The following is a 19436-nucleotide window of genomic DNA, read 5'->3' on the forward strand; positions in this document are numbered from 1 at the left end:
CTCACCGTACCCGCTCGAGCCTCGAGTCGTGGCACGCGTTTTCTGGTCTCAGTACGTTCGAACGCGAAGCTCCGGTACGCGGTCGAAATCGGAATCGCCGGTGACGAGTTCCTGCCCGTGCTCGATCGCGGTCGCGGCGATCAGACAATCGTTGAACCCGAGTTCCGAACCCGACTCGATCAACTCGGCCTGGATCCGCCCTGCCCGACGCGCAACCGAGCGGTCGACCTCGAGCCACAGCAACGACTCGAGCAACTCCTCGGTTCGGCGAAACTCCCGTGCCGATCCGAGGTTCGCACCGATCCAGAGCTCGGCCGCCGCTACTGGGGTGACGCCGTGTCGTTCGCCCTCTCGATCGAGTTCTTCCATCGTCTCTCGAGCGGCCGCCGCTCCGTCGAGGACGTCGATCAGGAACGACGTGTCCAGACAGGCCATCAGTCGTACAGCCGCTCGAGGCGGTCGTCAGTTCGCTCCCGACTCGTTTCGATCGCCGCTCGAGCACGGTCGGCCGTCTTCTCGTCCCACGCGCCCCAGAACTCCGCGAGTTGGCGTCGTCCGAGCAAGCGGTCGATCGCCTCGCCGAAGCTCTCGTCGGCCCGTCGTTCCTCCCGGAGTTTCTCGTAGACGTCCTCCGGGATCGAGATGTTCTTGCTCCCCATATTCGACTGTGTGTGCTGTGTGTGCAAAAATTCGTCGGCGGTTGCGGTCACGTCTCGAGTCGGGGAACGACCTCGAGGTCTTCGCGGTGCGTTCCCGCCAGGTACTCCTCGTCGTAGCCCAGCCCGCGACGACGGTGAGAAAGCGAGAGAGCGCCCCGAAGGCGAGTCGGTCGTTACTGAGGAGGTCTCGCTCGGGACGTTTGATTCCGCTGGGTCTCGGTGAAATGTCGGGCGTGCCGTTATGTTCCGGAGTAGCTGAAGCTACCGGTGGATACGATTTGCAGGGTTCCGAACAGGAGTCACGCAGATGCACCCTGTCGTTCACCGTCTTTCGTCGGGGGAAATTGAATCGAGACGTCAATCGTATCGACGTCGCCGCGGAGAATCGGCTTCTTGCTCCGACCACTGATTTCGAACTCGACGACGCCTAACGACTCGAGTTCTTCGAGATTCCGGTGGACTTCGCGGTAGTCCCGACCAACGACCGAGGCAGCGTCTCGAATACTCTCGGGTTCGTGCTCGGCGATCGCCTCGACGAGCTCGAGGTTCGACGTCCGCATAAGACGCTCGACGTCGTCGAACTCCTCGAAGTTCAGAACCCGGCGCACGTCCTGTTCGATCGCCTCGCCACTCTCGCCGGCTTCAGCACGACGCAACCGCTCTCGAGCGGTATCGCGATGTTCGTCGGCCTGCCGGAACGTGATTTTGAGCGTGTTTTCAGTCATGGTGTTCGACCTCCTCGATGAACCGGTCCCGGAGTTCCATACGAGTGTGCGAGAACGTCACGAAACCCGACCGCCTCTCGCAACTTTCGATCGAGTTCATCGTCGATAACGCCGGATGCGTGTAGCTCCGAGATCACTCGTTTCCGTCGCTCGGGAACCGTATTCTGTTCGATTCGAAGGATCGTTTTCGCGATGTCGAGCGTCGCTGCGGTGAGCTTCTCGAACTTCCGTTCGACTGCGTCTCGACGGAACCTGTTCGCGTCCGAACGATACTCCGACCGCGACATGTTCTGGAGTTCGCGCAGATCGGACACGTTCCGTTCGATGTCTTCGACGGCGTCTGCGATCCGGTGGACCAGCTCGGCTGGCGGGCCATCGGCATCACCCATGTCAGGACGGCCCCTCTCGAAGCCGTTCGGCGGCAGCAGCGATGCGAGCACGTGCGTCTCTCCGTGATGGTGAGTCTCCCGCCACCTCCCGCTCGAGTTCCCTTCGGCGACTGTCCGAACCGACGATCACGTCCCCATCGTCGAACGCGACCCATGCGAACTGGGGTGGCATCGAGTGGACGTCGACGACGTCCACGTCGGTCGGGAGTACCCCGTCGACGTCGGACACGAGCCGAAGGTATACGTCGCTGTATCCGTCGTCCCCGGGACGGTGATCGTCGAACTCGACGGCCACGTCGACGTCGCTTCGGTCGTCCATCGAGCCGCGTGCGGCCGATCCGAACACCATCGCAAACGAGACGGGATGGCCGTCGAGCACGCTCCGAAGCGTCCGCCGGATCGAATCCGCGACGCCGTCCGTCGGATCGCTATCGGTCATACTCGAGACGTGGCCGCGAAACACCAATAGTGTTACCCGTCGTCGCGGATGTGCGGCGAACTCGTCCCGAAAGATCGTCTCAATCCAGGAGTCGCGGCACACCCTCGAGATCGCCGCGCCGATCTCCGGCGAGGTACTCCTCGTAGTAGCCCAGCCCGCGAACGGCGGTGAGCAGTCTCGAGAGCGCGCCGAAGGCGAGGCGGTCTCTCGTCGGGAGGTCCCGCTCGGGGCGTTTGATCCCGCTGGGTCTCGGTGGGACGCCGGGCGTACCGTAGCGGTCGGGGTGAAAGCGCTGGAGCTGACAGAGCCCGCGGCCGACGCGGCGATCCTTTTTGACGTGCGCCCGGAGGCTGTTTCTCGTCGGGTGGTACATCGTCACGTCCGCGGCGAAGTGGAGATCGTACCCCGCATCGTGAACCCGGTTGCCGAACTCCTTGTCGCCGCCGGACTCGAGGCGGTGATCGAACAGGCCCACGTCCTCGAAGACGGCTCGGCGGACGAACAGACAGCAGGTCGGGGCGAACTGCTGGGACTCGAGGTAGCCTTCGACGGGAAAGCCCGTGTGGTGATCGTAGCGGGCCGGGAGCGGCGGGTTCTCGGGGAGGGTGAGCTCGACGTTACAGCCCACGTAGTCGGCATCTGTGGACTGGAGGGTGTCGAGGGCGGACTCGAGCCAGTCCTCGGGGACGGTCATGTCGGCGTCGACGAACGCGAGGATTTCGCCGTCGGTGTTTCGGATGCCGGTGTTGCGGGCCGCGTAGGAGGACTGGATCTCGCGTTCGTGGACGAGGGTGAGATGGTCGTGGTCTTTGTCGTAGGTGCGAACTATCTCCGGGGTGCGGTCGGTGGAGTCGTTGTCGACGACGACTATCTGGTGGGGATGATCGGTGGACTGAGCGACGAGGGAGTCGATGGTGGCTCGGATACCGTCGGGGTCGTTGTAAACGGGGATGACGATCGAGACCGCCGGGTGAGCCATCGCTGGCAACGACGGGAGTTGGATGAATAAATCCGTTGATATACCTGATTCGACGGATCAGGTGGCGTCGGCGGCGTCTAGCACGTCGTGATACAGTTCGTCGCTGATCCAGAACCCTTCGGCTCGAAGCCGATCGAGTTCGTTCCAGACCTGTTCGGGGGCGGTGACGCCGTCGAACTGCTCTCGAAGGAGATCGAGTCGGCCGATCAACGCCAAATTGAGAAGCGGCGACGTGTCCGCGACGACGAGTTCACCGTCGGGCATACTCGAGGTCTTCGTCGAGTTCCGCCGCGGTGTAGTGGCGATCGACCTCGCGGTCTCCGAGCAGGCGATGGAACTCGCGACGCGACAGCCCCGAGAGTTCCCGTGCTTTGCCAACCGAGAGGATACCCTCGCGATACAGCGCCACGGCCAACTCGCGACGCACCACGTCCTCTCGTTCGCCCTCGGGGACGTTCAGCGCCTCGTAGACGTCCGTCGGGAGATCGATCGTTCCCATAGGTACTGATTCGCGGAGTCGATATAAAGGCCTTTGGCGGGTCGATGGTCTCGACTTCCCGCCGCCGTCGGTCCAGTCGCACTCCGCTCTGAGAGCGGCGTTCGAAGACGGTTCGTCGGACGAACAGACAGCACGTGGGGGCGAAGTGGTGGGACTCGAGGTAGCCTTCGACGGGAAAGCCCGTGTGGTGATCGTAGCGGGCCGGGAGCGGCGGGTTCTCGGGGAGGGTGAGCTCGACGTTACAGCCCACGTAGTCGGCATCTGTGGACTGGAGGGTCTGGAGGGCGGACTCGAGCCAGTCCTCGGGGACGGTCATGTCGGCGTCGACGAACGCGAGGAGGTCGCTGTCGGTGTTGCGGATGCCGGTGTTGCGGGCCGCGTAGGAGGACTGGATCTCGCGTTCGTGGACGAGGGTGAGGTGGTCGTGGTCTTTTTCGTAGGAACGGACGATCTCCGGGGTGCGGTCGGTGGAGTCGTTGTCGACGACGACTATCTGGTGGTTGGTGGCGGTTTGAGTGAGGAGGGACTCGAGGGTGGTCTGGATGCCCTCGGGGTCGTTGTAGACGGGGACGACTATTTCAACAGTCGGCCGGCTCATTCGAACTCTTCAATCAGCTCTCGCGTGGCCGTCCGCACCGCCTGATCACTGGTCAAGGACGGTGACCAGCCGAGCGCAGAGGCCTTCTCAATCGAGAGGCGCATTTTCGGCACGTCACCTGTCCATCCTCGGTCTCCCCCTGTATATTGATACTCGGGATCACAATCCAGTTCCTCACTGACGATATCGGCGATTCTGTTTACAGAAGTCGTCGTTCGCGTCCCGAGGTTATATATATTCATCGGCTCGTCCGCTTGTTCAAAGACAGTGAGCATTCCCTCAATACAGTCGTCGATGTGCAAATACGACTTTTTCTGTCGACCGTTCCCAAGTATCTCTAGTTGCTCGGGGTCCCGTGTGAGTTTCTCGATAAAGTCTGGGATGACCGCGCCACGAAGCCGAGGGCCGACGACGTTAGCGAACCGGAATGCGTAGACGGATAGGTCGTGGGAGTGGCCATACGCCGAACACAGTCCCTCGTTAGCCAGTTTCGAGGAACCGTACAAACTGATCGGTTCGAGCGGGGCATAATCTTCGGGCGTCGGTCGAGGCGCTTCGCCGTATACCGTCGAAGAAGAGGTATAAACGAGTTCACCGACGTCATGTTCCCGCATAGCTTCGAGGATGTTGTACGTGATCTTCGTGTTGAATTCGAATTGTTTGCGCGGCTGATCTGAATTGACTGCCTTCGATGCGGCCAGGTGGAAGACGACGTCGAATCCCGACGAGAGGACATCCGACACAACAGTTTGATCACGGAGATCACCCCGGACCAGAGTCGCGTCGTCGGAAACCCAGTTCGCCTGTCCAGACGAGCAGTCATCGACGACAGTGACCTCGTTCGATTTGACCAGCCGTTCAACGAGGTGTGAGCCGACGAACCCCGCCCCACCGGTTACAAGTATGCGTTTATGTTTCATACGATCTTTCTCACCACTACGATAGCAAAGCGAACTATTGCGATTGAGAAAACAGTTATTATATCCCCGGAGTCAAATCGGTAACCCAGAGTGGAGAGAACGAAGCCGTGAACGTATTGTACTATCTCGACTGGTTTCCCAAGCTCTCGCAGAGTTTTGTCCTCAACGAGATCCACTACCTCGTCCAGAATGGACACAACGTCGCCGTATTCTCGCTAAACGAACCCGACACAGACGTCGAACACGACGAGTTGAACGACATTGATATCGAGGTTGTGTACGCTGACGAACCGTCGGTAACGTCCGTTCCCAAGACGCTCTCCCGGAGCATCGTCGACGATCGTGTCTCGTACGAACCGTTCTTTCGCCGTCCGCGGCGACGGTTCGGAACTCGATATCTCACGAAGCAGTGTCTGGACTTCATCGAGACACTTCCGTACGACATCGATCACGTCCACTCGCACTTCGCTCGGTGGAACAAGATTCCTGCCGCACTGGTTGCCGACGCCGGCGGCGCAACCTCGAGTCTTACGACGCACGCGTACGACCTTTACGCCTCGCCGGACGAGGAGGCATTGAAGTTCACGTGTGACGCGTTCGACTCAGTTTTCACGATCTCTGAATACAACAAACAATTTATTGACGCTGAAATTGATCCAGACGCCACTGTCGAAGTCGTCCGAATGGGAATTCGAACCGAAAAGTTCCAGCCGACAGAGACGCCGGACGAACCCCGACTCCTGACAATCGCACGGTTCGTGGAAAAGAAGGGAATCGAGTACGCGCTCTACGCGGTCGCCGCCGTCGTTGATGACTACCCGGAACTAGACTACCGAATCATCGGCTCGGGTCCTCGAAAGCAGCGATACCAGGAGATTATCGCGGAAGAGGGAATTGAGGACAACGTGACATTTCTCGGCTCGGTGAGTGATGACCAGTTAATCGACGAGCTTGACCGGGCAAAGGCATTTCTCCTCCCTTGTATCGTTGCCAAGGACGGTGACCGAGATGGGATCCCGGTTGTGCTTATGGAAGCAATGGCTATGAAGACACCCCCGATCACGACGAACGTTTCAGGAATTCCTGAACTAGTTAGTGACTCTGAAAATGGCTTCCTTGTTAATCCGAGAGATACTCATGCTATATCTTCGAAGATTTATACTGTACTACGTGGGGATGAAGAAATAAATAAAATCAGACGGAAGTCTAGAAAAACTATAGAAGAAACATACGACATCTATACCAAGGAAAAAGATCTTGGAAGATTATTTATGGCTACTTAACTGACGCCAACAATCATGTAAAACACATAGTTTCGAATTATAATCACGTCAATTCATTCAAGTACGAAGTGTTCTCTTTGGAAAGATTTGCAAGTTCCTTTGATCGGGGGCCCACATGATTGAAATCCGATTTGTCACAAATGTATTTCTCTGAAAGATCGATGATCGAATCAAGGTCATCTTTAATTTTGAATGGGTCGAATATGTCTATATCTAGGTTTAATAATTCCAAAACACCTTCTATCTTATGCGTATTTGCACGGAACGGTATTATCGGAACTCCCCCTTTGGCTGCGAATATAGTTGGGTGATATCTTCCACCGATATACACAGAAGCGTTCGACACGAGCGAAATTGTATGTGGGATTGATGTATTCAAACCAACTATATCTATACCTAACTGTTCCGCAACCGGTGTCAGTAACTCTTCGTCTGACTCTGCAGATACCACTAATAGGATATTTGGAACGACTTTCTGAAGCCGTTTACACAGATGAATGTATGATTCAACATCATATCTGGATTTAGTTGGATATATAGAGTTGCCAGCTACACATATGTACTGGCGTCTAGGATCAAAGCACTGGCTTGAATATGGTCGAATATTCACTTTGTCTGATTGTATGTCTTCATATAATTCCTCTTCACCAACTTGTTTATCATAATAGAAACCTGGATCAGCACTGACTCGATAGTTAGAACATAGTTCTTTGTGTTTTTTAGCCGACACTGGCTCTCTAAACACAACGCCATCCAACATCGGATAGATATTCTCGACCATATGATAAAGATCATTATCAGTGATATCTAGTGTATGGTTTGTCATAATACATTTGGTATTCAAATACTTTTTTGCTAAATAAGCAATAAAGAATAGCCCCCTAGTACATCGGTCATGGCTGGAATATGTCAATCCTTCTCCATTTATGACGACAACATCTGCTGATCGAATATTTTCTACTTCTTTTTGGAATAAATCCTCTTCAATTACCATATTTGCATATTTGCCGAACTTTTCATAGGACCGAGGTATAATATCACCGATTGTATTAAAAGATCGATAAGCAGATACTGGATCTCGGTTCATTAAATTAGCGATTGTGTCAATAATTTGGCGTCCTGAATATCTTATTGTTCGATTATTAATCCTCTTGTTAGGAATACGTAAACTCCTTTTATATGATGTTTCTACTATATTCCCACCTTCTTTCCTAATAAGTGTTCGGAGAGCCCTAGTGGTTGCTTGTGATCCCCAATTCAGCCCACTAGAAGTGTCGTTCACAAAGTATATATCCATGGTTGTACCTGTATCTTTCTGTTACGGAAAATTGTTTCGGTAAATTCGGAATGCGAATTCATAACCTGATATTGTAATCGGAAAGATTAACAACATACGTAATCGCTGCGGCCTGGAAAACAGAGTTCGTGGTTCCAGCCGATAGAAGGTTCGACATCACATCAAACTTCTCCTGAAAGTCTCGCTCAAGCCACTGCTGTACTCGCTTAGTATCCGCATCACATAAAACCTGAAGCGCAAGGGCAATGTCTATTCCTGGTGTCATAGCACCATAATGCCCATCGTACTCGGCTACCTGTGAAGTAGTATCTGTTGCACAGATTTCTTCAATGGGTAGTTCTGTATCTAGATCCGACCATAATCCCATCACAGCCAGATTCAACTTGAGTTGTGCTAACCCGAGTAGATTCACGGGATGATAGCCAATTTCCTTTTGCTTTCTACTAGGTGAGTATGAATAGAGCCGGGAGAGTACATCATTAGCCAATAAACGCCAGTGACGCGGTTCCTGAAGCACTGTTCGAACTATTCGACCGAATGGGGGTCGAATATAATGCTTGATAATTCCATCATCATGGAGACATATGTTGGACTCAAGTTGAGCAGTAAACTTAGTGACCGTGTTTTCGACCTCTTCATGCTCCTCCGCAAGGTGAGATGCCGCACCAGCAAACAGAATCTGATGGTTTAACGTTCGATCGAATGATAACACCGAACCGTCGATTTCGACCCGTTCCCAGAGGCCGAGGCCCTCGTCGAAAGGGTGGAGCAAAACCACGTCTTTTGCCGTCTCGAGTAATTCCGGCCGGCCGAGTGTCGGTCCAGCGTGCGCTAATCCACGGACTGGAGCTGCCTGTCCGACCAAGCCATCGCAGTGATCTTTTCCCTCGACCGTTCTCGAGTGAAACGTATACCCATACGGCCGTGCTTCGTCGCTGAGCAAATAGTCGGCCGCGTCGTTGGCCGCCTCGGCGAACACCTCGTCGCCGGTGATCTCGTACACCTTCGACAGCGTCGTCAGCCAGTGTGAGGTCGTCCGCACGGGCGTCTCCGGCTCGTCGTAGACCCCGTTTCGCCCCGGTGGAAACGACCCGTCCTCGCGCTGGAGCTCGAGCGCCGCCCGCGCGCTCCGTTCCAGCAGCTCGTGGAGCGTGATCGTCTCCCCCTCCGTATCCGAATCGGGCTCTGACATCCGTCGTGGTAATAGACTCGAGGCGACGCCGATATAAGTTCCTCGGGACCGACTTTGAGGCCATCCCTGAGCCCAGACCCCGCGGCCTCGAGTCACCCGCGGTCGACGTACTCCCGGTGACGAACGACGACCAGCACGGGAATCTCCTTGACGCCACACACCTTGGCGATGAACAGCCGGTGTTGTCCGTCGACCAGCAGGGGTTCGCCGTCACGTCCTCGATCGATCATCACCTCGTCGAGTGTGTACTTGTACGTCCGCGGGTAGTATCCCATTGGGTCGTTCGGTTGTGAATCGAAGACCTCTCGTTTGCTCTTGTATCCGTCTGTTTCGATTCGCTCGCACAACTCGTCGAGCTGTTCGCAACGCTCCCAGAGGTCCTCTTCGCTTCGAACGACCGCCCGCCACGTCTCGTCGTGTCCATCTTGGCGGAGTCGCTCGAGTGATTTCTCGACGTACTCCGTCTCTTTCCACGGAACGTCGCGCTCGAAGTGGCCTTCGATCGCCTGGTAAAGCAGTTCGTCGGCAATACGGTGTTCTGGTGACTTCGACTCGAGATCTCAGTCTCCGCCGACGATCCGGCCGACATCCTTCCATCGACTGCGGTTGGTTCGTTCGTGGCGAGCGGATCGATATCGAATGTCGGCCGGATCTACGTACTCGATCTCGTAGGGTTCCGGAACCGTCTCGTATCGGTGCCCATTGACGAACGAGCGGATTCGTAGCCACGCACGGGAGCCGAACACCCGTTCCGAACACTGATACGAGATCTGGTCCGCGGCTCTGAACAGTAGTTCTCGCGGGCCGCGTTCGGAATACACTTCTTTGGCGCGTTCGAACGGACTGGTCACACGATAGTAGAGTCACGGATAGGAGTTCAAATCTGTACTGATTCCGATTTGTGAACGAACGGAGGCGTCAGCGACGATTACGACGATGAAAGGACTCACTCGCAGGGCACGACGGGTTTACCGCGAGGAAGGGCTTGTTCCGACAGTCGAGAAAACGGCTCGTTTCGTTCCCCGATATGCTCGACACGTACTCGGGGAGAACGGAATGTACGGAAGCCCACGATATCGATGGCTGCTGATTTGGTGGAACTCCCGTCCCTACTCCGCCGTCGCCGACCCCTTCAAAATCGTCCGCGTCGATCCGACCGAGATCACCCACGTCACCGGTCGAGGACCGAACCCGGGCCGATTCCAGTGGCAGGATCTCGGAAACGTCCAGGGAGGTGACTGGGACCAAAGCGACGAACGCGTCGAAGACCTGCCTGTCGTCCAGGCACTCCGGCAGCGCTTCGAGGACGGTACGGACTGGGAGGACATCGAGTTCATCCAGCACGTCCTCGAGCAAGCCGAGCGCGGACACGTCATCTGGCGAGGCTGTGCGAACGAGGACGACGTGTGGGAGGCGTGTGCTCGAGTCGACCGCCTCTACGAGCGCATCCGAGACCAGGGATACCGAAGCAAGCAGGAACTCGTCCAGCAGGAGGGACTGTCCCCAGACAAGTACGCCGATGGCGACCGGTTCAACTGCTACGACGAGGTCGTCGTCGACGTCGGTCGCGACGGTCAGTTTCTCTTCGTCGACGGACGGCACCGGCTCGCGATCGCGAAGATTCTCGAGCTCGAGGAGATACCAGTTCGAATCTCGGCTCGACACGAGCAGTGGCAGCAAATACGGGAAACAGTCGCCGAAACGCCGCGGTCCGAACTCTCTGGAGAGGTCGAACAGCATCTCGACCATCCCGACTTGGAAAATCTTCTCGAGAGAGAGTGTTCCAGCTGACGACGTATATCACGTCTCGAGTACGTTCTCGAGCGTTCGCTCGAGATGACCGATGTCGACGACGATATCGGTCGAGTCGGGCTGGCACTGAATCGGTTGGTAGTCGACACCCACGGTGTCGGCCAGCCGTTCGTACGGGTCTTTGACCTTTGACCCGAACAGTTCGAACACGGTTGCGTCGTCACAGTAGATCAGGTCGGTCAGTCCGGCCCCATGTGCACCGACGACGGCGTCGGCCTCGTGGAACAGTTGGACGTTCTGTGCGACGCTCTGGTTCTCGAGGACGTAAGGCTCGAAGTCATACCGTGAAAGTGCGTCAACAACCTCCTGCTCGTTGACGACCTGCCGTTCGATCGCGTTCGAACGGGAAATGTAGACGTTACTCCCGGTGTCGATCGAGTCCGTATCCGGATCGGCGTTCTCGAGAATCGTTTCACGGATCCAGCGGTAGTCCGCCGTGGTCTGTTCCGGAAAGGACGGCACGATGACGTTCGACCCTCGGTATACCGTACTCGTCGCCCGTTCGATTTTCCGTTCCGGGACTCCGAGCAGCTCGAGCGTTTCGTCGACGTAGGCTGGGGCGTCCGACCAGACGATATACGTTACTTCGTCGTTCGTCTGTTCCTCGTATGCTCGGGCGTATCGAATCCGCGGCAGTGTCTCTATCGTCCAGTGATAGTAATTGATATAGCGGTAGGAAAGTGGACAGATCGTATCCAGCGTTCTCGCTCGCTCCTCGAGTGCATCCGTGTTCCCGGTGACGACGTTTCTGGCCAGGTCGACACCATCGACGAATCCGTGTCGGACGAGTGATTTGATCACGCCGTTTTTGTCATCGTCAGCAGGCCCGACTGACTCGTCGACAGGATTCCCCGCGTTGGTCAACACAAGTCCAGTTGTCGGAAAAACGTATCCCTGATTGATGTTCGCAGCAAAGGGGGTCGACACAGTGTTCGCCCCATCGAGATGAGCCACAACGCTTGCCCGCTCGAGTAATTCCTGACGGGAGACTGACCGGAGATCCCCCTGTTTGAATAGACGACGAAACACGGGTGGAGCAAGGACGCTTCTCGATACCAGTTCGAACGACGCTTTGACAGCACTAGCACCTCCTTCTTGATCTATTTTCCGCCTAAATTTCCGATACGAAAAGTCTCTCGGGGCCCACATCTAGTCGAGACTTCCGTTCGTGGCTCTTAAGTACACAGGTTTCTCAACAGTAGCTGATCCAAAATATGATCGAAACGTGTTTTACCGTACAAAATTCATAAAGTATCATTACCAGAGTTCCACGTAAGTCAATGTGAGAAGTGGTGGTGAATCACATGAAGAGAAATTCTGGGTTTCTATGTCTGGCAAAGCGTTCGTTGACGACGCTCCGCAATCAGGGCATAGATCGGCTTCTTTTATACGGAATACGGTATCTGAGCTGGAAGTTTCAATTTCATCGTCTTGTTCGATCGTTACCGCATCCAATAGCAACGACGATCTACCTGCTTATAAGAGGGGTAGCACGCCGCGCTTTTCGGATTCTTAATCTAATTTTCCAACACAAATATACCGATGCTGACCCGTACAAATTGATATTCGTCGATCCATCGGCAATCGAATTTACAAGTGGTGCTTCGAGACGACGTGGATGGGTTGTTGACGGAGAATGGGATGAAGGTGGAACTCCGTTTATGCACCGGACCTGTCCCAAAGCGATTGAACAACGCTTTGTTGAGGGTGTTGAGTGGGGTGAGACAGATCTCTCCGATAAATACGACAGGTCGAAATTTGAAGAACGGACTTCCGAAATCGAACAACTCTACAAGCAAATCCGTGATGATGAATACAAGTCACAGCGTCAGTTACTCGACAAGAACTCAGACGTGGCTTGGAGTGGACTCAATGACGCGATGCACCCACTAGCCAACGAAATAGCCGTCGATATCGGTCGAGATGGAGAACTATTATGGAATATGTGTGGTCAACATCGACTCGCTATTGCAAAGGTCCTCGATATTGACCGAATTCCTGTACAAGTCTTCCGTCGACATGCGGACTGGCAGGCAGTACGGGACCGCGCACGCCGAGGTGAGGACATCCCCGAAGAGCTTCGTGATCACCCGGACTTGACGGACGTTCTCGGGAGTCAGTAGCTCCCTCGGGAGTGATAATACCCTTAACCCACCACTCCAAAGCTTCCCAGTATCCGTATGCGCCTCGGTCAAACCTCCGTCATCTACCTCGTCTCAAAAATCGTTGCCTCCCTTCTTGGGTTTCTTGCCACCATCTACTTCACTCGAACCCTCGGTGAGGAGATCTACGGCTTCTACGCGATCACGCTCGCGCTCGTCTCGTGGCTGGGGATCGTCAAGAGCGTTGGCTTCGGGCAGGCGATCGTCAAGCGGATGAGCGAGGACGAGCAACCCGACGCCTACCTCGCGGCTGGAACGACGGTCAAGGCCGTGCTCACGGGAGTCGTGGCGGTCGGCGTCCTCGTGTTTCGCGAGCAGGTGAACGCCTACGTCGGCCAGCCCGTCGCCGAGTTCGTCGTCCTGTTGCTCGTCGTCTCGATTTTCAGCGGCCTGGTCAACTCCGCGCTTAAAGGGAGTCACCGGGTCCACGTCTACGCTCCACTGAGCACGGTCAAACAGGGTGCACGAAGCATCGCCATGGTCGCGCTCGTCTTCGTCGGCTGGGAACTGTCCGGGATGCTTCTCGGCCACGCCGTCGGGACTGCCGTGATCGCCGCAATCGGTCTCGCTATCGTGCGGCCGACGATTACGATCCCCCGATGGCGACACGTCCGCGAGTTGTTCGACTTCGCGAAGTTCTCCTGGCTCGGGAGTATGCGCAAGAAAACTTTCAGCGACATGGACATCGTCGTCCTCGGTGTGTTCGTCCCGGCAGGCCTCACCGGGATCTACGCGGTTGCGTACACGCTCGCGAAGTTCCTCGACATCTTCGGCAGCGCAATCCAGACGACGCTGTTTCCCGAACTAAGCAAGCGATCCGCCGCCGGCGACGCCGAGATGGTCCGGACGCTAACGACCGACGCGATCACCTACGCCGGATTGTTCCTGATCCCCGGCATCGTCGGTGCGACGATCCTCGGCGATCGCCTGATGCTCATTTACGGGGACGGCTTCGAGATCGGCGAGCAGGTGCTTCCCATCCTGCTCGTGGGCATCCTCGCGTACTCGTACAACAAACAGCTGCTCAACACCCTCAACGGGATCGACAGGCCGGATCTCGCTTTCCGGGCGAACGCCATCTTCATCGCCGCGAACCTCGTGCTCAACGTCGCGTTCGTCTACGCCATCGGCTGGCTCGGTGCCGCGATCGCGACGGCGTTGTCGGCCGGAATCGGGCTCGTCTTCGGCTTCTATTACGCGCGCGAACTCGTGCAGTTCACTGTCCCTTACGCCGAAATCGCCCGCCAGTGGCTCGCCGCCGGGTTCATGGGTGCGATCGTCTACGGTGCCCGCGAACTCGGCGAGACCCACTGGATCGCGACCTACAACGAGGTCTTCGTTGTGGCCCTGGTCGGTCTCGGGGCCGTAGTCTACTTCCTCGCGTTGCTCGCCATCTCGAGGACGTTCCGAACCACGGTCTCGAGAAATCTCCCCTTCGACGTGCCCTTCGCGCAGTAGGCTTACCAGACCTGTGCGGCGGGCGTTCCACAATTGTCACAGACGACGGCGTCGTTTCCGTCGAACATCATCTGATTGAGCGAACCGTCCGAACAGAATGCACAGTCACTGTGTTCGAGATACTCGAGAAGTGGTGCACGAGGAACCGTCGGTTCCGGCAGGCAAGCGGTCACGTGTGTTGGTCGGTGGTACGAGCAAGTCCTATATAATTTCTGTCATCTCGAAACGCACCCTCTCGTGGTCTCACGCTAGCCATCCACCGTTCTCCAGACGTCAGCTCGAGCTCGATCCAAGTCTCACACGTCCGGACTCCCCGAACTGGTAGCGTCTCGTCTTGACTGGTCCGAGCGGCGACTCGAGGCCGTCTCCCCGTCGAACAGAAGCGGCTCGGACAGCGCTCGAAGCGTCGTCCCGCCACTCAGCTCGTAGCCCGGGCAGAAGTTCGTCAGGAAGCTGCGATAGTACGCCGTCGTCGACAGCTCGACCCGCTCCGACGAGACCGACTCGAGTCTGACCGTGCGACCGTTCGTTCGATCCTCCCGGCGAAACAGTCTCCGTAGCTCGTCGGCGTCGGACTCGTAGAGTGCGGCGAGTTCGTCGGGGGCGCTGTAGTGGGCCGCCGTGGGTATGTCGCTCGAGTGGTCGTCGGTGGTCATCACGACGGACAGGGTTCGACGGAACGTCTGGAGACGACAGGTGTCCATGGAAAACCCACCAGTTTCGTCGACGGTCCTCGTCGATCGGTAGTGTGGCTGCACACTAGGCTTTTGGAGCCGGGGAACCTACCGGTTGATATGAGTAGCGAACGGATCGACGCCGAAAGTAAAGTTTCAGGAAATCAAGCGAACATACCCGCCCGAATTCGACGTGAACTTGGAATCGACGACGGCGACCAACTTCAGTGGCAACTCGAAGATGATGGGAGTCTTCGTGTCCAAGTTGTCCGACAACAAACGGGGACATTCGCCGATTTCGATGGCTACGACGGCGAAGAGACGACGGATGTGACTACCGAACACGACGCATGGGGCGTCGACGACACGTGAATGCCACGCGCACTACTCGATACGTCCGTTCTCTTTGCAGCAGCATACCGGCGGGACACTGCTCACGATGCTGCGCTCCCAATTCTCCAGGGAGTTGATGATGGATTGCTCCCAGAAGCTGTCGTCCTCGATTACGTTCTTGCAGAGACACTCAATGGTCTGACGACCCATGCCGGCCATGATGCGTCTGTTGATTTCCTCGATCGGATCGAGGAGAATACACACTTCCACATCGAGTCACTCACTGCCGACGCTCTCGCAACTGGAAAGGCCTTGTTCAGACAGCACGAACCGTTCTCGTTCGTCGACGCGTGCATCGTTGCGTATATGCAGACCGAAGGGCTCGGCTACCTCTACGCATTTGACGGTGACTTCGATGCGGCCGAGGACGTATACCGGCTCAACACAGCCACAAATCCGTACGATCCAGATTGAAACCGAGATTATACCGGATACCAATTATGATACTTTAGAGTATGATACTTCAGAGTATGATCATCCAAAGTACTATAATCGTGATTTCCGTACTGAGTCTATGGCCAAATTCGTTAATCGAACGGAGGAGCTTCGTCGACTCCACGAACTCTATGAGTCCGACGAGCCAGAGCTTGCAGTAATATTTGGCCGGCGGCGTCTCGGCAAGACAGAACTCGTCAAGCAATCGCTCACAGAATATGACGAGGCGATAATTTACCAGGCAAAGCAGAAAACGAGCGCGTTACAACTCCAGCAGTTCATCGAGGTCGCAGCAGACACGTATCCTGGAATTACCCGGATCCGCGAAGACTGGGAAGCTGTTCTCGGCTATCTCGCTGACCAGGATTCGATCGTCGTCCTCGACGAATTCCCGTATCTCGTCGAACAAGACGAGAGTCTCCCGTCAGTACTACAGGCGATGTTCGACCACGAACTCGAGGGGTCCCAGGCAACCATCGTCCTCGTCGGCTCTTCGATTAGCATGATGGAGGAGGCTGCCTTACTCGGGAATAGCCCACTGTACGGCCGGTCGTCTTTGAAACTGGATATCAGACAACTCCCGTTTGACGCTGCAGTGGAGTTTTTCTCCGATAGCTACGCTCCAGAAGATCACGTTTTCACGTGGGGTGTCTTTGGCGGTGTCCCGTACTACCTCGAAGACGTATCACCGGACGCGAGCCTGGGAGAAAACATCCATCGGACAATCCTCTCACGACACGGATCCCTGCACAACGAACCTGACTACGTCCTCCGGATGGAACTCACCGAACCGACGCGGTACTTCTCGATACTCGAGGCGATTGCCGGCGGGAAGACGAGCCGAAACGAGATCGCCGGTGCGACCGGAATCGATTACAATCAACTGTCGAAATATCTGAACCGCCTCGAGCGGCTTCGGCTGATCGACCAGCACGTACCGATTACCGAGCGGAAAGAACGAACCAAGCGAAGCAAGTATCGAATTCGCGATCACTTCTTCCGGTTCTGGTTCCACTTCGTCTATGGAACTGGGGACAGGTACGACGAACTCGGCACAGAGGCCTATGAGGTGCTTATTGAGCCCGAACTCGCTGACTTCGTAAGTCCGGCGTTCGAAGAGCTGTGTTGTGCTGCCCTGCGAACGCTCTATCCCGAGTATACGATTACGGATACAGGGAAGTGGTGGTACCAAGACCACGAAATCGACGTCGTTGGACTGACAAACAGCGAGACGCTGCTCGTCGGTGAATGTAAATTCCAGGAGTCGCCGCTGAACTACGAGGCGTTCTCGAAGCTGCAAGACCACGTCGAGGAACTACGATGGACTCCACCAGCGGGCGGAAGCCGAGACCACGAGTATGCGCTGTTTTCACGGAGCGGTTTCACTTCATCTATCAAAGAGGCAGCCACCCAACGAGATGACCTGCGTCTATTTACTGTCGATGACGTCGTCAAAGCGCTGTGAAAGGACCCTTACGAATCGAATTCACGAGTTTGGCGAACTTCTACCGGTTGGTGATAATACGTCGGGAACTCTTCGTGGACAAGCAGCAAACATCGCTCGTTCGCATCCCACACCTCCGATACATATCTCAAAAGATACGAATTAGACGAGAACGGTTTCGACGACCACCACTACTCGCCGTCTCTCCACTCCTCGAGAAACTCCCGCGTTAACGCAGAGACTTCAGACCGAAACGTCCCCATCTCGAGTGACCCCTCACCGTCGTACAACTGCTTGTGCTCTTCACGGACGATGTCCTCGAGGACACGTTCATACAGCGTCTCGAAGGTCACGGGCTGGCCACGGTCCTCGAGTGTCGCTGCGACCGTCTCGAACCGCCGTCGCGTCGCGTACGTCGCCGCTAGCTCTTCGGCCGACGCATCCACGGGAGTGGTCTCGTCGACGTCCTGGAAGTCAGGATGGAGCAACTTCGCGCGATCGCCCTGTTTGTTCCGAATCACCACTCCCTTGGCAGGCCCGTTGTACCACGCAGAGTCCGGAATCGTGTACGAGTCCGGATCGAAATCCCGCGTGTGGAGTTCCCGTTCGACGGCGTTTACGGCCTCGAGGCCGATCCCCTCGAAGATCCCTTCGACGGCATCCGGTGGGCGGAACGCGCCCACCTCGGCCGACCAGACATCGAAGCCCAGAAACGACGGCGTGCGCTCCCAGTCGTACTCGATCGTGTGACGATGCATGGCCTCGCCGAAGAAGACGACGTCCTCCACGTCGTCGACGGCACTGCGGAGCGCGTCGCGCTCGAGGTTCTCCTGGACGTGGCGGACGGCATGCTGGTATGGCTCCGGGACGTCGTCGGGATCATCGTAGACGCGGCTTCGATCGCCGAAGCGAATCAGCCCCGACTCCTGAAGCTGGAAACGAAAGTTCGCCCCGTCGACTTTCTCGAGGAGCCACAGGTGGCCCGAGTCGAAGAGTCGGTCGGGAGCGTTTTCGACGCGTGGAATCGATGGATATGCTTTCATTCGTGGTAGGAATCGCTCGAGCGGCGAATAGACCCGGACTCGAGTTTCGTACGACGTTGCTCTCCAAAAGCATCAAAGCAGTGCTATCACCACCGGAGCTCGAGGTCCTCGAGCGTCCAGTCCTCGGGCAGCCGTTCGTCGTAGCCGATTTCGGTGATCGCTTCCCGGAGCTGGTTCTCGGTTGACTCCTCGAGCGAGAGGGTGAAGTGACGGTCGAATTCGGCGTCGACGTCCCAGCCACGCGGGAACACGCTCCAGTTGGGTATTCCTTCGAGATGTGCGAGTCGATCGAGCACGAATCCGACGTCGTCGGCGCGCCGGATGACTTCGGCGTAAAGCGGCGCTGCAGCTTCCTGGTCGGTGTGGAGTGCCCTGAACGTGGCCGCCCCTGCCCAGATGTCGTCGTCTTCGACGGCCTCGAGAACGGTCTCCTCCAGCGAGTACTCGGGATGACCGATCGCCCAGCCGACGTGCTGGGACTCTTCCCAGGCGATTTCGAACGAGCCGTCGTCGAACGTCGGGATCGATCCGAGGTAGGTCAGGGCCGCGACGGGAATTGCGTCGACGCCCTCGGTGAGACGAGCGCGGATCACGCTCCGGGCGACGACGTTGGCGACGACCGCGGTCGCGTCCGAGAGCGTCCCGTCCTCGCGGTGGTCGTAGGCTTCGGCGACCTCGAGCAGGAACGGCCAGCCATCTTCCCGGGCGACGGCGTCGATGGACTCGACAACTGGTTCGTAGTACGTCCAGAAGACGGCGCGGTAGGACTCCCCGCCGTCGTCGCGTTCCAGCGCGGCCTCGAGTTCGCGCTCGTATCGAGCCAGTGCCGTGACGGCGGCGGCCGGATCGGGCGATCGTGTTCGCTCGAGGGCCTCCTCGAACTCGTCGTCGACGACGCGTGCGGCCATCCGCTCGCGTTCCCGGCGACGCGATCGGCCGCGATCTTCGAGCCAGTCGTTGCCGATCGACTCTTCGTCGGCGGCGTCATCGCCGGGACAGTCGTGCAGTCGGAGGCTGCTCAACGTCTCGAAACGC

Annotated in this window: 24 protein-coding genes and 1 pseudogene; 7 read left to right on the plus strand and 18 right to left on the minus strand. The window is 56.8% G+C overall.

What is annotated here, in order from left to right; translation table 11 throughout:
• Positions 1–48: 48 nt before the first annotated feature.
• From QQ977_RS11755 to QQ977_RS11800, 10 genes and pseudogenes are all read right to left on the minus strand, one after another.
• Positions 49–435, minus strand: a complete 387-nt coding sequence (locus tag QQ977_RS11755) for a PIN domain-containing protein (protein WP_285925948.1) — start codon at positions 433–435, stop codon at positions 49–51.
• Positions 435–659 carry an antitoxin VapB family protein gene (locus QQ977_RS11760; RefSeq protein WP_285925949.1) on the minus strand — a complete coding sequence of 75 codons (225 nt, stop codon included), beginning with the start codon at positions 657–659 and terminating at the stop codon, positions 435–437. The genes QQ977_RS11755 and QQ977_RS11760 overlap by 1 nt, the downstream gene beginning before the upstream one ends.
• A 299-nt stretch (positions 660–958) precedes the next feature.
• The gene (locus tag QQ977_RS11765; protein WP_285925950.1) at positions 959–1384 is read right to left on the minus strand and encodes a transcriptional regulator; all 426 of its coding nucleotides are present in this window, start codon (positions 1382–1384) and stop codon (positions 959–961) included.
• A complete protein-coding gene (gene hepT, locus QQ977_RS11770; RefSeq protein WP_285925951.1) occupies positions 1381–1773 on the minus strand; it encodes a type VII toxin-antitoxin system HepT family RNase toxin in 393 nt (130 codons plus the stop codon). The genes QQ977_RS11765 and hepT overlap by 4 nt, the downstream gene beginning before the upstream one ends.
• A gap of 1 nt (position 1774) precedes the next feature.
• Positions 1775–2212 (minus strand): type VII toxin-antitoxin system MntA family adenylyltransferase antitoxin, encoded by a 438-nt coding sequence (mntA, locus tag QQ977_RS11775; protein ID WP_285925952.1) that lies wholly within the window; start codon positions 2210–2212, stop codon positions 1775–1777.
• A gap of 79 nt (positions 2213–2291) precedes the next feature.
• Positions 2292–3191, minus strand: coding sequence for a glycosyltransferase (locus QQ977_RS11780; protein ID WP_285925953.1), 900 nt, complete (start codon positions 3189–3191; stop codon positions 2292–2294).
• Positions 3192–3248: 57 nt separating this feature from the next.
• Positions 3249–3455 carry a hypothetical protein gene (locus QQ977_RS11785; RefSeq protein ID WP_285925954.1) on the minus strand — a complete coding sequence of 69 codons (207 nt, stop codon included), beginning with the start codon at positions 3453–3455 and terminating at the stop codon, positions 3249–3251.
• Positions 3442–3690, minus strand: a complete 249-nt coding sequence (locus QQ977_RS11790) for a UPF0175 family protein (RefSeq protein WP_285925955.1) — start codon at positions 3688–3690, stop codon at positions 3442–3444. The genes QQ977_RS11785 and QQ977_RS11790 overlap by 14 nt, the downstream gene beginning before the upstream one ends.
• A gap of 100 nt (positions 3691–3790) precedes the next feature.
• A pseudogene (locus QQ977_RS11795) lies at positions 3791–4288 on the minus strand (glycosyltransferase family 2 protein); the annotation flags it as partial.
• Positions 4285–5208, minus strand: a complete 924-nt coding sequence (locus QQ977_RS11800) for an NAD-dependent epimerase/dehydratase family protein (protein ID WP_285925956.1) — start codon at positions 5206–5208, stop codon at positions 4285–4287. The gene QQ977_RS11800 and the pseudogene QQ977_RS11795, both read right to left, overlap by 4 nt.
• Positions 5209–5315: 107 nt before the next feature.
• Here QQ977_RS11800 and QQ977_RS11805 point away from each other — a divergent pair, with 107 nt between their 5' ends.
• Positions 5316–6491: a glycosyltransferase gene (locus QQ977_RS11805; RefSeq protein WP_285925957.1), complete on the plus strand. Its 1176-nt coding sequence runs from the start codon at positions 5316–5318 to the stop codon at positions 6489–6491.
• 43 nt (positions 6492–6534) lie between these two features.
• On the opposite strand, the gene QQ977_RS11810 is transcribed toward QQ977_RS11805, so the two are convergent.
• From QQ977_RS11810 to QQ977_RS11820, 3 genes are all read right to left on the minus strand, one after another.
• A complete protein-coding gene (locus tag QQ977_RS11810; protein WP_285925958.1) occupies positions 6535–7788 on the minus strand; it encodes a polysaccharide pyruvyl transferase family protein in 1254 nt (417 codons plus the stop codon).
• A gap of 58 nt (positions 7789–7846) precedes the next feature.
• Entirely contained in the window at positions 7847–8980 is a 1134-nt protein-coding gene (locus QQ977_RS11815) for a hypothetical protein (RefSeq protein WP_285925959.1), read from the minus strand.
• Positions 8981–9072: 92 nt separating this feature from the next.
• Complete coding sequence (locus QQ977_RS11820; RefSeq protein WP_285925960.1) at positions 9073–9255, minus strand: hypothetical protein; 183 nt, start codon at positions 9253–9255, stop codon at positions 9073–9075.
• Positions 9256–10036: 781 nt separating this feature from the next.
• On the opposite strand from QQ977_RS11820, the gene QQ977_RS11825 reads away from it, so the two are divergent.
• Positions 10037–10771 (plus strand): hypothetical protein, encoded by a 735-nt coding sequence (locus QQ977_RS11825; RefSeq protein WP_285925961.1) that lies wholly within the window; start codon positions 10037–10039, stop codon positions 10769–10771.
• A 9-nt stretch (positions 10772–10780) separates the two neighbouring features.
• On the opposite strand, the gene QQ977_RS11830 is transcribed toward QQ977_RS11825, so the two are convergent.
• Positions 10781–11656: a glycosyltransferase family 61 protein gene (locus tag QQ977_RS11830; protein WP_285925962.1), complete on the minus strand. Its 876-nt coding sequence runs from the start codon at positions 11654–11656 to the stop codon at positions 10781–10783.
• A 440-nt stretch (positions 11657–12096) separates the two neighbouring features.
• On the opposite strand from QQ977_RS11830, the gene QQ977_RS11835 reads away from it, so the two are divergent.
• Together QQ977_RS11835 and QQ977_RS11840 are read left to right on the plus strand one after the other, a co-directional pair.
• On the plus strand, positions 12097–12915 hold the full coding sequence (locus QQ977_RS11835; RefSeq protein ID WP_285925963.1) for a hypothetical protein: 819 nt from the start codon (positions 12097–12099) through the stop codon (positions 12913–12915).
• 57 nt (positions 12916–12972) lie between these two features.
• Positions 12973–14412, plus strand: coding sequence for a flippase (locus QQ977_RS11840; RefSeq protein WP_285925964.1), 1440 nt, complete (start codon positions 12973–12975; stop codon positions 14410–14412).
• A gap of 2 nt (positions 14413–14414) precedes the next feature.
• Here QQ977_RS11840 and QQ977_RS17280 read toward each other — a convergent pair whose 3' ends face one another.
• Both QQ977_RS17280 and QQ977_RS11845 read right to left on the minus strand, forming a co-directional pair.
• Positions 14415–14585, minus strand: a complete 171-nt coding sequence (locus QQ977_RS17280) for an HVO_A0556 family zinc finger protein (RefSeq protein WP_345783334.1) — start codon at positions 14583–14585, stop codon at positions 14415–14417.
• A 123-nt stretch (positions 14586–14708) separates the two neighbouring features.
• The gene (locus tag QQ977_RS11845) at positions 14709–15116 is read right to left on the minus strand and encodes a hypothetical protein (RefSeq protein WP_285925965.1); all 408 of its coding nucleotides are present in this window, start codon (positions 15114–15116) and stop codon (positions 14709–14711) included.
• 90 nt (positions 15117–15206) lie between these two features.
• Between QQ977_RS11845 and QQ977_RS11850 the strand changes: the two genes are divergently transcribed.
• From QQ977_RS11850 to QQ977_RS11860, 3 genes are all read left to right on the plus strand, one after another.
• Positions 15207–15458, plus strand: a complete 252-nt coding sequence (locus tag QQ977_RS11850) for an AbrB/MazE/SpoVT family DNA-binding domain-containing protein (protein ID WP_285925966.1) — start codon at positions 15207–15209, stop codon at positions 15456–15458.
• Positions 15459–15893 (plus strand): PIN domain-containing protein, encoded by a 435-nt coding sequence (locus QQ977_RS11855; RefSeq protein ID WP_285925967.1) that lies wholly within the window; start codon positions 15459–15461, stop codon positions 15891–15893.
• Between the two features lie 100 nt (positions 15894–15993).
• Positions 15994–17379 (plus strand): ATP-binding protein, encoded by a 1386-nt coding sequence (locus tag QQ977_RS11860; RefSeq protein ID WP_285928706.1) that lies wholly within the window; start codon positions 15994–15996, stop codon positions 17377–17379.
• Positions 17380–17549: 170 nt separating this feature from the next.
• On the opposite strand, the gene QQ977_RS11865 is transcribed toward QQ977_RS11860, so the two are convergent.
• Together QQ977_RS11865 and QQ977_RS11870 are read right to left on the minus strand one after the other, a co-directional pair.
• Positions 17550–18401 (minus strand): RNA ligase family protein, encoded by an 852-nt coding sequence (locus QQ977_RS11865; protein ID WP_285925968.1) that lies wholly within the window; start codon positions 18399–18401, stop codon positions 17550–17552.
• A gap of 86 nt (positions 18402–18487) precedes the next feature.
• Positions 18488–19423, minus strand: a complete 936-nt coding sequence (locus QQ977_RS11870) for a hypothetical protein (RefSeq protein ID WP_285925970.1) — start codon at positions 19421–19423, stop codon at positions 18488–18490.
• Positions 19424–19436 lie beyond the last annotated feature (13 nt).

The organism is Natrialbaceae archaeon AArc-T1-2 (assembly GCF_030273315.1).
In the GTDB taxonomy this organism is placed as follows: domain Archaea; phylum Halobacteriota; class Halobacteria; order Halobacteriales; family Natrialbaceae; genus Tc-Br11-E2g1.

What these genes read in the sequence shown, in the direction of transcription:
- QQ977_RS11755 (WP_285925948.1), bottom strand. Translation starts at nt 435, where the DNA reads ATGGCCTGTCTGGACACGTCGTTCCTGATCGACGTCCTCGACGGAGCG.
- QQ977_RS11760 (WP_285925949.1), bottom strand. Translation starts at nt 659, where the DNA reads ATGGGGAGCAAGAACATCTCGATCCCGGAGGACGTCTACGAGAAACTC.
- QQ977_RS11765 (WP_285925950.1), bottom strand. Translation starts at nt 1,384, where the DNA reads ATGACTGAAAACACGCTCAAAATCACGTTCCGGCAGGCCGACGAACAT.
- hepT (WP_285925951.1), bottom strand. Translation starts at nt 1,773, where the DNA reads ATGGGTGATGCCGATGGCCCGCCAGCCGAGCTGGTCCACCGGATCGCA.
- mntA (WP_285925952.1), bottom strand. Translation starts at nt 2,212, where the DNA reads ATGACCGATAGCGATCCGACGGACGGCGTCGCGGATTCGATCCGGCGG.
- QQ977_RS11780 (WP_285925953.1), bottom strand. Translation starts at nt 3,191, where the DNA reads ATGGCTCACCCGGCGGTCTCGATCGTCATCCCCGTTTACAACGACCCC.
- QQ977_RS11785 (WP_285925954.1), bottom strand. Translation starts at nt 3,455, where the DNA reads ATGCCCGACGGTGAACTCGTCGTCGCGGACACGTCGCCGCTTCTCAAT.
- QQ977_RS11790 (WP_285925955.1), bottom strand. Translation starts at nt 3,690, where the DNA reads ATGGGAACGATCGATCTCCCGACGGACGTCTACGAGGCGCTGAACGTC.
- QQ977_RS11800 (WP_285925956.1), bottom strand. Translation starts at nt 5,208, where the DNA reads ATGAAACATAAACGCATACTTGTAACCGGTGGGGCGGGGTTCGTCGGC.
- QQ977_RS11810 (WP_285925958.1), bottom strand. Translation starts at nt 7,788, where the DNA reads ATGGATATATACTTTGTGAACGACACTTCTAGTGGGCTGAATTGGGGA.
- QQ977_RS11815 (WP_285925959.1), bottom strand. Translation starts at nt 8,980, where the DNA reads ATGTCAGAGCCCGATTCGGATACGGAGGGGGAGACGATCACGCTCCAC.
- QQ977_RS11820 (WP_285925960.1), bottom strand. Translation starts at nt 9,255, where the DNA reads ATGGGATACTACCCGCGGACGTACAAGTACACACTCGACGAGGTGATG.
- QQ977_RS11825 (WP_285925961.1), top strand. Translation starts at nt 10,037, where the DNA reads ATGTACGGAAGCCCACGATATCGATGGCTGCTGATTTGGTGGAACTCC.
- QQ977_RS11835 (WP_285925963.1), top strand. Translation starts at nt 12,097, where the DNA reads ATGAAGAGAAATTCTGGGTTTCTATGTCTGGCAAAGCGTTCGTTGACG.
- QQ977_RS11840 (WP_285925964.1), top strand. Translation starts at nt 12,973, where the DNA reads ATGCGCCTCGGTCAAACCTCCGTCATCTACCTCGTCTCAAAAATCGTT.
- QQ977_RS11845 (WP_285925965.1), bottom strand. Translation starts at nt 15,116, where the DNA reads ATGGACACCTGTCGTCTCCAGACGTTCCGTCGAACCCTGTCCGTCGTG.
- QQ977_RS11850 (WP_285925966.1), top strand. Translation starts at nt 15,207, where the DNA reads ATGAGTAGCGAACGGATCGACGCCGAAAGTAAAGTTTCAGGAAATCAA.
- QQ977_RS11855 (WP_285925967.1), top strand. Translation starts at nt 15,459, where the DNA reads ATGCCACGCGCACTACTCGATACGTCCGTTCTCTTTGCAGCAGCATAC.
- QQ977_RS11860 (WP_285928706.1), top strand. Translation starts at nt 15,994, where the DNA reads ATGGCCAAATTCGTTAATCGAACGGAGGAGCTTCGTCGACTCCACGAA.
- QQ977_RS11865 (WP_285925968.1), bottom strand. Translation starts at nt 18,401, where the DNA reads ATGAAAGCATATCCATCGATTCCACGCGTCGAAAACGCTCCCGACCGA.